Source organism: Streptomyces sp. NPDC048604 (assembly GCF_043199435.1).
In the GTDB taxonomy this organism is placed as follows: domain Bacteria; phylum Actinomycetota; class Actinomycetes; order Streptomycetales; family Streptomycetaceae; genus Streptomyces.
On the sequence record NZ_JBICVX010000013.1, the window covers coordinates 135602 to 148206 of the forward strand.

General features: G+C 73.1%; 10 protein-coding genes. 2 read left to right on the forward strand and 8 right to left on the reverse strand.

Annotated features, from left to right (window positions below):
• Positions 1-37: 37 nt before the first annotated feature.
• The 6 genes from ACGFMM_RS25935 to ACGFMM_RS25960 all read right to left on the reverse strand — a co-directional run bounded on the left by ACGFMM_RS25935 (position 38) and on the right by ACGFMM_RS25960 (position 7601).
• Positions 38-1834: a CocE/NonD family hydrolase gene (locus ACGFMM_RS25935; RefSeq protein WP_393648833.1), complete on the reverse strand. Its 1797-nt coding sequence runs from the start codon at positions 1832-1834 to the stop codon at positions 38-40.
• A 161-nt stretch (positions 1835-1995) separates the two neighbouring features.
• Positions 1996-2943 (reverse strand): LD-carboxypeptidase, encoded by a 948-nt coding sequence (locus ACGFMM_RS25940; protein ID WP_393648834.1) that lies wholly within the window; start codon positions 2941-2943, stop codon positions 1996-1998.
• Positions 2940-4928, reverse strand: coding sequence for a prolyl oligopeptidase family serine peptidase (locus ACGFMM_RS25945; protein WP_393648835.1), 1989 nt, complete (start codon positions 4926-4928; stop codon positions 2940-2942). The genes ACGFMM_RS25940 and ACGFMM_RS25945 overlap by 4 nt, the downstream gene beginning before the upstream one ends.
• Before the next feature lie 48 nt (positions 4929-4976).
• The gene (locus tag ACGFMM_RS25950; RefSeq protein WP_393648836.1) at positions 4977-6344 is read right to left on the reverse strand and encodes a M20/M25/M40 family metallo-hydrolase; all 1368 of its coding nucleotides are present in this window, start codon (positions 6342-6344) and stop codon (positions 4977-4979) included.
• On the reverse strand, positions 6337-7170 hold the full coding sequence (locus ACGFMM_RS25955) for a M55 family metallopeptidase (protein WP_393648837.1): 834 nt from the start codon (positions 7168-7170) through the stop codon (positions 6337-6339). Before ACGFMM_RS25955 ends, ACGFMM_RS25950 begins: the two co-directional genes overlap by 8 nt.
• Before the next feature lie 68 nt (positions 7171-7238).
• Positions 7239-7601 (reverse strand): hypothetical protein, encoded by a 363-nt coding sequence (locus ACGFMM_RS25960; RefSeq protein ID WP_393648838.1) that lies wholly within the window; start codon positions 7599-7601, stop codon positions 7239-7241.
• Between the two features lie 64 nt (positions 7602-7665).
• On the opposite strand from ACGFMM_RS25960, the gene ACGFMM_RS25965 reads away from it, so the two are divergent.
• Positions 7666-8298, forward strand: coding sequence for a GNAT family N-acetyltransferase (locus ACGFMM_RS25965; protein ID WP_393648839.1), 633 nt, complete (start codon positions 7666-7668; stop codon positions 8296-8298).
• A 6-nt stretch (positions 8299-8304) separates the two neighbouring features.
• Here the strand turns inward: ACGFMM_RS25965 and ACGFMM_RS25970 are convergent, their stop codons facing one another.
• Both ACGFMM_RS25970 and ACGFMM_RS25975 read right to left on the reverse strand, forming a co-directional pair.
• The gene (locus tag ACGFMM_RS25970; protein WP_393648840.1) at positions 8305-10728 is read right to left on the reverse strand and encodes an MFS transporter; all 2424 of its coding nucleotides are present in this window, start codon (positions 10726-10728) and stop codon (positions 8305-8307) included.
• A 253-nt stretch (positions 10729-10981) separates the two neighbouring features.
• Positions 10982-11425, reverse strand: coding sequence for an SRPBCC family protein (locus ACGFMM_RS25975; RefSeq protein WP_393648841.1), 444 nt, complete (start codon positions 11423-11425; stop codon positions 10982-10984).
• Between the two features lie 150 nt (positions 11426-11575).
• Here ACGFMM_RS25975 and ACGFMM_RS25980 point away from each other — a divergent pair, with 150 nt between their 5' ends.
• Positions 11576-12604 carry an Rv2578c family radical SAM protein gene (locus tag ACGFMM_RS25980; RefSeq protein ID WP_393648842.1) on the forward strand — a complete coding sequence of 343 codons (1029 nt, stop codon included), beginning with the start codon at positions 11576-11578 and terminating at the stop codon, positions 12602-12604.
• Position 12605: the final 1 nt, after the last annotated feature.

Consider the following 12605-nt stretch of genomic DNA (forward strand, 5'->3'; position numbering starts at 1 on the left):
CGGTCCGGTGAATCCGAACCGTCCGCCGTTCCCTCGCTCAGCGCAGTGCTCCGCTCACCACCGGTAGTTCCAGGGTGCCCGTGTCCTCGGGGGCGCTGGTGACGGTGACGGGCTTGACGCCTCGGTTGCCCGAGTAGGCGCTGTCACTGGCCGCGATCACGAACTGCAGCCGGTGGCCGGTCTCGTAGCGGTGCACGATGCCGGGCAGCTCGACCGTGAACGGGCGGGTGACGTCGGGTACGCGCGCCGGTGCGACCAAGCGGTTGACCAGGGTCTTCGTGCCGTCGGGGGCCACGTCGTAGACCTTGGCGAAGAGCACCAGCTTGTCGGCGGCGTCGCCGGAGTCCTGGACCCGCTCGGTCTTCGGCGAGCTGACCTTCAGGGTGGCCTTCGGCGCGCCGACGAGGTCGACGGGCGCGGTGAGCGGCGCGCTCGTCCAGTCGAGGTACGTGCCCTTGATGTCGTACGGCTTCGGGTCCGGCAGTCCTATTGTCCCGGCGAGCGAGGACTCCGAATGACTGGTCGGGACCAGCCAGTTGGCGTAGTGACGGGAGCCGCGGGCGACCTTGGCGCGGTTGTCGACGAGTTTGCCGTCGCCGGAGAGGTAGAGCTTCTGGCTGAGCGCGGGGACGGACGAGGCGGTGCCGTATCCGGGCCGCCAGTCCCGGTAGTAGGCGAACGCGGGGCCGGTGTCGGTGTTCTGATGCTTCTTCAGGTAGCGGTCGAACCAGGCGAGGATGCGCCGGCCGACGTACGAGTCCTCCAGGTTTCCCTGGCCCAGGTTCAGTTCGCCGGAGGCCGGGTCGGTGAGTCCGCCGCTGTGTCCCCAGGACTGGTAGACGAGCTTGGCCGGGACGCCCTGGCGGCGCAGCTGCCGGTAGGTGTCCCGGGCCTCGTTCAGGTTGAACAGGCTGTCGGACTGCCCCTGCACGATCAGCGTCGGCGCCTTGACGCGGTCGAGGTACGAGACGGGCGAGACGCTGTGCGCGAAGTCGAGCATCGCGCGGGTCTCGGCCTCGGGGTAGCGGCCGGAGTTCAGCAGCCGGACGGTGTCGCAGGCGTCGCTGACGAAGTGCAGACAGCGCAGCGAGTTGATCCGGGACGGGTCGAGGGACGGGGCGAGGAGCGGCTGGCCCTCCCCGATCAGGTAGAAGCCGTTCGCCCACTGCCACTTGAAGACGCCGGGGGTGTTCCGGTCGGCGCTGTTGGGGGCGAGCGAGTAGGCGAGGTCGTTCCAGGTGATGAGCGGGACGAGGGCGTCGAGCCGGGGGTCCACGGAGGCGGTGGCGAGCTGGACGGCGCCGCCGTACGAGCCGCCGATCATGCCGACGCGGGGGTCGCCCGCGCCGTCGCGGAGCACGTAGTCGACGCGGGTGCCGTCGTCGGCTGCGCGGGTCCCGCCGAGGAAGTCGAGGAGCCGGGCGGCCGCCTGGCCGTCGATGCGCGGATCGTCGAGCGAGACCAGGCAGCCGGACTTTCCGAAGCCGAGGCCGGAGTAGACCAGGGCGACGTAGCCACGGGCCGCGAAGGCCTTGCCGGTGGCGGCGGTCGAGCCGTCGGTCTTGCTGCCGCCGAAGCCGTTGGTGGTGAGTACTGCCGGGGCCGGGTGGGCGGCGTCCGCGCCGGCGGGCCGGTACAGGTCGGCGTCGACGGCGCAGGTCCGGTCGCCGGCCCGGACGGTGAACGTCAGGGGCGTCACCGTGTACGCACCGCCGCCGGGCTCGGCGGCGTTCGCGGGCCCGGCGAGCGCGAGCGGCCCGGCCAGCGCGGCCGCGGCGGCGAGTGCGAGGGCTCTGCGGGTTCGGGGCACGGCACGGGACACGGGTACCTCCACACGGACGACACGGATCACTCGCCGGCCGACGTACCGACCGGTAGGCGGCGCGCGGCCCATGGTGTGACACGTGTCAGATCACCGTCAACGCATCGGACAGCCGCAGCTGACGGAGATTCAGTGAAGGACTCGGGGACTGAAGGACCCAGGGACTGAAGGAGTCAGTCCAGCGCCGGGGCGTCGAAGGTCAGGGTGCACGCCTCCGCGTCGAAGACCGCGGCCGCGCCCAGCGGGATCGTCAGGGTGCTCGGGCAGTGCCCGAAGCCGTACTCCTCGACCACGGGGACGCCGAGGCTCCCGAAGAGGTCCTCGAACAGGGCGTGGAGTCCGTCGTACGGGCCGCACTCCTCCCACGAGCCGAGCAGGACGCCGGCGACGCCCTGAAGGAGTCCCGCGCGCAGGAGTTGGGTGAGCATGCGGTCGAGGCGGTACGCCTCCTCCCCCACGTCCTCCAGGAGCAGCAGCCCGCCGCGGCCCGCGGGCCGGGAGTCCGCGGTGCCGAGGCCCGCGGCGAGCAGGCAGGCGCAGCCGCCGAAGGTGACGCCGTGGGACCGGCCGGGGACGAGGGTGCGGGCGGTCTTGAGCGCGGGCACGGTACGGACCGACTCGGGCTCGAGGAGCGTGGCCCGCAGGTGCTCCCGCGTGGGCGCGTCGTCGAGGAAGGTCGCCGCCGCGACCATCGGCCCGTGCAGGGTGGCGAGTCCGGCGCGGAGCGCGAACGCCTCGTGGAGCGCGGTGACATCGCTGTACCCGACGAAGACCTTGGGCCCGGCCGCGCGTATCGCCGTCCAGTCGAGGAGGTCGACCATGCGCTGCGCCCCATAGCCACCGCGCGCGCAGAGCACCGCGGCGACCGACGGGTCGCACCACGCCTCCTGGAGGTCCCGGGCGCGCGCCCGGTCCGTACCGGCGAGGTAGTCGTGGCGCGGATGGGCGTCCAGGACGTGCGGGGCGACGACCGGCTCCAGGCCCCAACCGCGCAGGATCGCCAGGCCGCGGGCGAGCCGCTCCTCGGGGATCGGGCCGCTGGGCGCGACGACGGCGACCCGGTCGCCGGAGCGCAGCCGCCGGGGCCGGGTCAGCGGGGCGAGCTCCGGCGCAGCGGTCACGGCTTCAGCTCCAGTCCCGGCACGTCCGGCCGCTCGACCCCGAAGACCTGTGCGTACAGGGAGAGTTCGGCCTCCAGTGCCCGCACCATGGTGTCCGCACGGCGGAATCCGTGACCCTCACCCGGGAAGGCGAGATACGCGTGCGGGACGCCCCGGCCGGCGATCCGGGCCAGGAAGCGCTCGCTCTGCGCGGGCGGGCAGATCACGTCGTCGAGCCCCTGCAGCAGCACGAACGGCGCCCGGATCCGCTCCACCCCGGACCCCGGCGAGCGCTCCTGGTAGCGGGCGGGCACCTCGTCGTACGGGCCGATCAGCGCGTCCAGGTAGCGGGACTCGAAGTCGTGGGTGCCGCCGGCGGCCCAGCCCTCCAGGTCGATGACCGGATAGATGATCGTGCCGCAGGCGTACACGTCTGTGGCGACCAGGGACGCCGCGGTGGTCCAGCCGCCCGCGCTGCCGCCCCGGATCGCGAGGCGCGCCGGGTCGGCGGTGCCCTCGGCGGCCAGCGCCTCCGCGACGGCGGCGCAGTCCTCGACGTCGACCACGCCCCACTGCTCGCGCAGCCGTTCGCGGTAGGCGCGTCCGTAGCCGGTGGAGCCGCCGTAGTTGACCTCGGCGACGCCGATGCCGCGCGAGGTGAAGTAGGCGATGTCCAGGTCGAGTACGAGCGGCGCGTGGCCGGTGGGCCCGCCGTGCGCCCAGATCACGTACGGCGGCAGCTCGTCGGCCGGGGCGATCCGGTCGGGGTTGTGCGGCGGGTAGACGTGGGCGTGGACCTCGCGGTTGTCGGGTCCGGTGAAGGTGCGGATCTGCGGCTCGGGGTAGTACACCGGGTCGACCGGGTCGTCGTGCGCCCGGCCGACCACGAGGGCCCGGCCGGTGCAGGTGTCGAGCTCCACGATCTCGTAGGCGCTGCGCGGGCTGGCCGCGACGCCGACGACGCGCGTGCCGTGCACGGCGAGGTACGCGTCCCATTCGGTCCACGGCCCGGCGGCGTCGACGAGTTCGCCGGACTCGGGGTCGAGGATGCCGAGCGCGGTGGCACCCTTGCCGTGGACGGCGGCGATCAGTCCGTTGTCCAGCGGGCGGAACCAGCTGAGGCCGAGCCGCCACAGCGGGCCGCCGAACTCCTCCTCGCGGGGACAGAGCGGCACCGGCGGCTCGTCCGGGCGGGCCGGGTCGTGGCGGTGCAGGTTCCACCAGCCGCTGCGGTCGCTTACGTACAGCAGGCGTCCGTCCGGGGCCCATTCGACCTGCGGGATCGACTCCTCGGGTCCGCCGAGGACCTGGCGTATGCCGTGCAGGGCGCCGTCCTCGCCGACGTCGGCGAGCATCACCTCGGTGCCGTCCCAGGGCATCCGCGGATGGTCCCAGCCGATCCACGCGGCGCGGCGGCCGTCCGGGGAGAGCCGAGGGCCGGTGACGAACCGGTGCCGCTCGACGGCGAGTTCGCGTACGGCGGCGCGGTCGTCGGCGGCCGAGCCGTCGAGGGGGACGGCCACCACGACGCGGCGCAGATCGCTCGGCCCGCCGCCGGTGAACTCCTCCAGGACGCACCAGACTTCGCCGCGGTCCAGATGGACCACCGGGTCGGCCCAGCGCCGTCCGCCGCCGACCGAGGAGACCGGTGTGAGCGGGCGCGGCGGGGCGTCGCCGTCCGGCTCGTGGGCGTACAGGCGCTGGTCGGGGAAGTGGCTGAAGACGATCAGCGGACCGCCGGCGGGGCGGGCGGCGCCGGCCCAGGGCCGGCCGCCGTACTCGATGACGCGGCTGCGCACGTTCCACGGCGCGGGCAGCACGGACTCCTCCGTGCCGTCCGCCCGGCGCCGCACGAGCGCGCGGCGGCCGCCCTCCTCGGGGCGGGGCGCGGTCCACCACAGTTCGTCGCCGACCGCGTCCAGGTACTCGGGCCGGCCGTCGTGCGCGGCGGTGAGACGGGCGTCGATCGGAGACGGCCAGGTGCCGTAGGCCGCCGTGGGTACCATCGCAACTCCCCTGGTGCGTGTGGTGCGTTACTGACTGACTGTGCCCGGTCAGGCGGACCGCAGATACCGGTCGAGCACCCGGACGCCGAAGCGCAGCGCCTCGACCGGCACCCGCTCGTCGACCCCGTGGAACATGGCCCCGTAGTCGAGGTCGGCGGGCAGCTTCAGAGGGGAGAAACCGTAGCCGGTGATGCCCAGTCGGGAGAACTGCTTCGCATCGGTGCCCCCGGCCATGCTGAACGGGACGACGTGTCCGTCCGGGTCGAAGTGCTCCAGGGCGGCGCGGAGTGCGGCGTACGTCGGGGAGTCGACGGGGGCTTCGAGCGAGGGCTCGCGGTGGTGGAACCGCCAGTCGACGTGCGGACCGGTGAGTTCGTCCATGGTGGCGGCGAACTCCTCCTCGCCTCCGGGCAGGGTGCGCCCGTCGACGTGGGCGGTGGCGCTGCCGGGGATGACGTTCACCTTGTAACCGGAACTGAGCATGGTGGGGTTGGCGCTGTTGCGCAGGACGGGGGCGACGAGGGCGGCCGCGCGGCCCAGCTTGTCGAGCAGGGGCAGGGGGTCGAACCCGGGGTCCTCGACGTCGACGTCGAGCCCGTACACGGCGGCGAGTTCGGTGAGGCAGGCGCGGGTGGTGGCGGTGAGCCGTACCGGCCAGCGGTGCTCACCGATGCGGGCGACGGCCCGGGCGAGCCGGGTGACCGCGTTCTCGTCGTTGATCTTCGAGCCGTGTCCGGCGCGGCCGCGGGCGGTCAACTCCAGCCAGGCGGTGCCGCGTTCACCGGCCCCGATGGGATAGAGGGTGATGCCGGGCTCGGGGTGGAACGAGAAGGCGCCCGACTCGCTGATGCCCTCCGTGCACCCCTCGAACAGTCCGGCATGCCGGTCGACGAGGAAGGCGGAGCCGTCGACGGCGCTGTCCTCCTCGTCGGCGGTGTAGGCGACGACGATGTCGCGGCGGGGGCGGACGCCCTGGCGGGCCCAGGAGCGGACGACGGAGAGCACCATCGCGTCCATGTTCTTCATGTCGACGGCCCCGCGGCCCCAGACGACGCCGTCGCGGACCTCGCCGGAGAACGGGTGCACGGTCCAGTCGGCGGCCTCGGCGGGCACGACGTCGAGATGACCGTGGACGAGCAGCGCGGGGGCGGTGGGGTCGGTGCCGGGGATGCGGGCGACGACGTTGCTGCGCCCGGGGGTCCGTTCGAGCAGGACCGGGTCGAGGCCTGCGTCGGCGAGCCGTTCGGCGGCGTACTCGGCGGCGGGCCGCTCGCGGCAGTCGCCGCCGCCGCGGTTGCTGGTGTCGATGCGGATGAGCTCGGACGTGAACGTCACGACCTCGTCGAGCGCCCGGGCGTCGACACCCTGCGCCCCCTGCTCCCCGGTGGTCCCCCCACCGGTCGTGCTCTCACCCATACTGCTCCTCCACGGCCGAGGAGGCGATCGTGGTGACCGCCTTGAACGTGCGAATACCCTCGTACATGGTCGCGCTGGTGTACGCGACACGACGCTCGCCGGAGCGCGCCACGCCGGGAACCACCGTCGCGGCGGCGGCCAGATGCTCGGCGTCGAACTCGACCTCGACGGTGTGCGGCCCCTGCGCGAGCGGTTCGTGGCGCACGGCCAGGCCGGCGGCGGCCTTGGCGGCGGCACGGATGTCGGCGGCGGTACGGGCGGGGGTGCGGCATACGGCGGCGTACCGCGAGACGTGGTCCTTGACGGCCACCTTGTGCGCCTCGGGCGCATAGCCGAGCGCGTCCTCGCAGGTCAGGTCGTCGCCGGTCACGAGCACCACGGGCACCCCGTACTCGGCGACCACCTGCGCGTTGAGCAGCCCCTCGCTGGCGCGGACGCCGTCGAGCCAGACGCCGGTGATGGAGTTGGCGAGATAGGTGTGCGCGAGGACGCCCTCGGCGCCGGCCCCGGTGTGGTACCCGACGAAGGCGATCCCGTCCACGTCGCCGTGCTGCACGCCCTCGACCATGGACAGCGACTTGTGCCGCCCGGTCAGCATCTCGACCCGCTCGTCGAGCCGCTCCAGGAGCAGGTTCCGCATGCTCCAGTGCGCCTCGTTGACGAGCACCTCGTCGGCCCCGCCGTCGAAGAACCCGAGCACCGCCGCGTTCACGTCCGACGTGAACATCCCCCGGCAACGCTCCCACTGCGGCGTCCCCGGCAGCACGTCGGCCGGCCAGGTGACCCCGGTGGCCCCTTCCATGTCGGCACTGATCAGGATCTTCATGCCCCTCCTGTTCCCCGACCGCGCCACCCGGACACCGGCATCCTGATCGATCGACCGCCGCTTGTCACCTACGCGTGCCGCTGCTCGGCGTCGAGCAGCTCGGCCAGCGGTACCCCCGCCCGTTCGGCCGCGGTCCGGGCGGAGCGGAGCTGGGCGGGGGTGCGGGGGCGGGGCCTGGGCTCCCGGGTGCAGCCGCAGGTGCTGCGGCCCTCGTAGCGGAGGCCTTCGGCCAGTACGGCGGCGACGACCGACCAGGCGCGGGCGTCGCGCCGGGGCGGCGCGGCGAAGTCATGGCCGGCGCAGGCCAGGGGCCGGGAGCAGTTCGGGCAGGGGTGCGTCGCACCGGGCTCCGGCGGGTGCCGTTTGAAGCTGACGCGGCACGTCACGCAGGCGTAGTGCAGTTTGTAGGGGGCTTCGGCGTAGACACACACGGCTCGACCGTAGCCGTCCCCCAATGCGGATGACAGCGGATTCGCGGGCGGGGAGCATGTCGGCGTGAACACGTTCAGGTTCGAGGGGCCCGCGCTCGGCGGGGAGCGGGTGCGGCTGGAGCCGCTGGAGCGACGGCATGTGCCTGCGTTGGCTGGTGCTGTCGCGGAGTCGAGAGAGTCGTACGCGTACACCTGGGTGCCGCGCACGGACGAGGTGGGCGCGTACGTCGACACGCAGCTCGGGCGGGCCGCGGACCGGGAGCTCGTGCCCTTCGCGCAGGTCGACCGGGTCACCGGGCTCGCCGTCGGCGTGACCTCGTTCTGCAGTCCGCGGTACCGGGGCGGGACCGGCGCGCTGCTCGCCGTCGAACTCGGGTACACCTGGCTCGCCGCGTCCGCGCAGGGCACCGGGATCAACGCCGAGGCCAAGTACCTGCTGTTCCGGCATGCCTTCGAGACCTGGGACGTCGCGCGGGTCGATCTGATGACCGACGCGCGCAACTCCCGTTCCCGGGCCGCCGTCGAGGCCACCGGCGCCCGGCTCGAAGGGGTGCTGCGGAACTGGGCGCTCTCCTGGGTGGAGGGGGAGGAGGGGCGGCTGCGGGATTCCGCCGTCTACTCCGTGGTCGCCGAGGAGTGGCCCGAGGTCCGGGACCGGCTGGAGCAGCGGCTCGCCCGGTACCGGGAGCGGGCCTGACCGCGCTCAGTCCTCGTGGCCCAGTTGCAGGTCCCGTTCCGTCCGGCCGCCGCTCGCCACCTGGAGGACCGTCGCGACCGGCGGGTAGCCCGCGGCGATGACCGTGTACTCGCCCGAGGACAGGTCCACGAAGCGGAATGTGCCGTCCGGGCCGGTCGTCAGCGTGTCGACGACGTTGCCGGCCGCGTCGAGCAGCGTCACCCGTGCCTCCTGCACCGGACCGCCGCCGCCCGCCCTGACCGTGCCGCGCAGCACCGCCCCGCCGGCCAGTTCGATGTCCTGGCGGGTCTCCCGGGCCGCCTGGACGCTCACCGGCAGCGCGGCGGGCCGGAACGCGGGGGCGCTCGCGGCCAGGGTGTACTCCCCCGCCACCAGCTCCGACATCACGTAGCCGCCCTCCCGGCCGCTCCGCGTCGAGGCCACCACGTCGCCGCGCACGTCCGTGAGCGTCACCGCCGCGTCCCGCACCGGCGCGCCGTCCGCCGTCAGGACCGCGCCGGCGAGCCGGCCGGCGCCGCCGAGGACCACGTCCAGTTCGACCGGCCGGTCGCCGACGGTCACCGACACCGCCTGCGGCTGGTGTCCGCCGGCCGCGGCGATCAGGACGTACGAGCCGGGGCCGGGGACGCTCAGCGCGTACCGTCCGTCGTCCTCGCTCGCGCCCCGCCCGAGCTGGCGGCCCTGGACGTCGATGAGGGTGAGCGCGGCCCGCGGCACGCAGGAGCCGTCGGGGTGCTGGACGGCGCCGCAGACGGGGACCCCGGCGGGGTGCGGGGCGGCCGAGTTCCTCGCTCGCGGGACGGTGGCGGCTTGGGGAGTGTGGTGGGACACCAGCGGTTTCTCCTTGAGGAAGAAGGCCAGCAGGAGGCCGAGGACGAGGACGGGAACCAGGTAGAGGAAGATGCGCGGCATGGCCTCGGCGTACGCATGGACGTACGCGTCGCGCAGTACGGGCGGCAGCGCGTGCACGGTCTGCGGGGTGATCGACTCCGCCTCGGGCAGCCGTGCCCCGGCCGGAAGCCCGGCGGACACCCCGTCCGCGAGCCGGTCCGCCAGCGCGCTGTCGAGCCGGTGGGCGAACAGGGTGCCGAACACGGCCGCGCCGACGCTGCCGCCGATCTGCCGGAAGTAGTTGTGGGCGCTGGTCGCCGCGCCGAGGTCGGCCGGCGGCACGGAGTTCTGCACGGCGAGGATCAGTACGGGCATGACCAGGCCGATGCCGATGCCGAGCACCGCCTGCCAGACGCTGTGGTCCAGGCGTGGCGTGCCGACGTCCATCCGGGACAGCAGCCACATGCCGACGACGGAGATCGCGCCGCCGAGGATCGGGTAGATCTTGTAGTGCCCTGTGCGGCTGATGAGTTGGCCCGATACGACGGACGCGACCACGATGCCGCCCATCAGCGGCAGCATCAGCAGGCCCGACTCGGTGGCCGTGGCGCCTTCGACCATCTGCAGGAACGTGGGCAGATAGCTCGCGGCGCCGAACAGCGCCACGCCGACCACCGCGCCGACCAGGCTGGTGAGGGTGAACACGGAGTCGCGGAACAGCCGCAGCGGCAGGATCGGTGCGGGCGCGTGGTGCTCGACGACCAGCAGGAGCAGGGTCGTTCCGGCCGCCCCGGCGGCCAGTCCGAGGATCACCCGCGAGTTCCACGCGTACTCCGTGCCGCCCCAACTGGTCAGCAGCACCAGGCAGGTGGAGGCGGCGGCGAGCAGGACGGCGCCGAGCACGTCGAGCCGGGCGCGGACCCGGGGCCGGGGCAGCTTGAGCACGAGCGCGACGACGCAGAGGGTGATCAGGCCGAAGGGGACGTTGAACCAGAAGCACCAGCGCCAGGAGGCGTGGTCGGTGAAGAAGCCGCCGAGCAGCGGTCCGGCCACCGAGGCCAGTCCGAACGCCGCGCCGATGAGGCCCATGAACCGGCCGCGTTCCCGCGCCGGCACGATGTCCGCGATGATCGCCTGGACGCCGATCATCAGCCCGCCGGCGCCGGCGCCCTGGACGGCGCGGAAGGCGATGAGCTGGTCCATCGTGCGGGACCAGCCGGCCAGGGCCGAGCCGATCACGAAGACGACGATGGCGAACTGGAAGACGCCCTTGCGGCCGAAGAGATCGCCGAGTTTGCCGTAGACGGGCAGACCGACGGTGGCGGTGAGGAGATAGGCGGTGATCGCCCAGGACATCCGGTCCAGGCCCTGGAGTTCGCCGACGATCTTCGGCAGGGCGGTGGCGACGATCATCTGCTCCAGCGCGGCGAGCAGCAGTGCGAGCATGAGGCCGACGAAGACCAGCCGGACGCGGCGCGGGCCGAGTTCGTACGCGGCGGTGTCGGCGTCGCCCGGCGGATCGGCCGGTCCGGCCGGTTCCGCCGTCTCCTCGGGGTCGTCGGCCGCGGCCTCCCCCTTCACCAGCGTGATGCCGCCCACCTGCCGCTCCCCTCGTCGTCGTCCGCGACGTCATTCTTCGCATCGGGTGCGAAGCGGGAGCAAGCCGGACGGGACGGGAGATCAGGGGCGCCCGAGGGACCGAAGGGCCGGGCGTGGGGGCGCAGTTGGCGCGCTCATCAGCGGCTTTCCGCGCCCCGGCGCACTGGGGGGCGCACCGGGGGCGCTCCCGGTCGGGGGGCGAGAACCACCCGAACCGGTGAGCACCGCGCCGTGACGTTCGAAAACGCGCGGGTTACTTCTGGACCTCGGCGGCCAGCTTCTCGAGGACCGCGTCGTAGATCCGGGCGAGGCCCTTGGGCGCGAAGGTCCGCTCGAAGAAGCCGCCGATGCCGCCGGCGCCGTTCCAGACCGTGGTGACGACGGCCTTGGAGGCGCCCTCGCCGGCCGGGGTGACGGTCCAGGTGGTGACCATGGAGGAGTTGCGGTCCTTCTCGATCAGCTGCCCGTCGGTGGGCTCGGTGACCTCGAGGAGGCAGTCGCGGACGCGCTTGCTGGTGGCCTGGAGCTTCCAGTGGACGAGGGTGCCCTCGCCGTCGCCGCCCTCGCGGACCTCGTACTCGCTGAAGTGCTCGGGGAGCAGCTTCGCGCGGGTGTTCCGGTAGTCGGCCAGCGCGTCGAACACCGTCTCCGCGTCCGCCGCGATGATCCGTTCCGTCGTGGCCTCGACCTGCGCCATTCCACTTCCTCCAGCTTCCGGGGGGCTCGGGGGTACAGGGGCCATCCCATCACCTGTGCCTCGCCGCGCGAAATCGGGGTTGCGGCGATCAAGGGAACATGTGTTCTATTCTCGGATTCGTGCCGACGCAGTACTACCGAGGAGGCGTCCATGCGCTGGGACCATCTGGGCGAGGAGCCCGCCGCGACCGCCGAGCCCGCCCTGTTCGGCACGTCCGCGGTCCGCACCCGCACGTTCGACACCCCGGAGTTCCGCGGGATCACGTTCCACGAGGTACGCGCCAGGTCGATCCTGAACCGGGTGCCGGGCGCCTCCCGGATGCCGTTCGAATGGACGGTCAATCCGTACCGGGGCTGCACGCACGCCTGCGTGTACTGCTTCGCCCGCAAGACCCACAGCTATCTCGACCTCGACACCGGTCTCGGTTTCGACAGCCAGATCGTGGTGAAGGTCAACGCCCCCGAGCTGCTCCGCCGCCAGCTCGCCTCCCGCCGCTGGCAGGGGGCGCACATCGCGATGGGCACCAACGTGGACTGCTACCAGCGCGCCGAGGGCCGTTACCGGCTGATGCCGGGGATCCTCGCGGCGCTGCGCGACCACGCCAACCCGTTCTCGATCCTCACCAAGGGCACGCTGATCCTGCGCGACCTGGACCTGCTCGTACAGGCGGCCGAGGTGACCGAGGTCGGCATCTCGGTCTCCGTCGGGTTCACCGACCGAAACCTGTGGCGCACGGTCGAGCCGGGCACCCCCTCGCCGCAGAGCCGCCTCGACGTGGTGCGCACCCTGGCCGAGCACGGCATCGGCTGCGGCGTGCTCATGGCCCCGGTGATCCCGTTCCTCGGCGACCACCCCGAGCAGCTGCGCGAGACGGTCCGGGCGATCGCGGAGGCCGGCGCCACGTCGGTGACCCCGCTCGTGCTGCATCTGCGGCCCGGGGCGCGCGAGTGGTTCATGGCCTGGCTGCGCGAGCACCACCCGCGGCTGGTGGGGCGGTACGAGCGGATGTACGCGGACGGGGCGTACGCGCCGACCTGGTACCAGCGCCGGATCACCCGTCAGGTGCACGAGCTGGCCGACGGGTTCGGGATCGGACCGGCGCATCGGGGCGCGGCCCGGCGCATACCCGAGCCGGACGCGCCGGCGCTCACGGGCCCGACCCAGCTCACCCTGCTCTGAT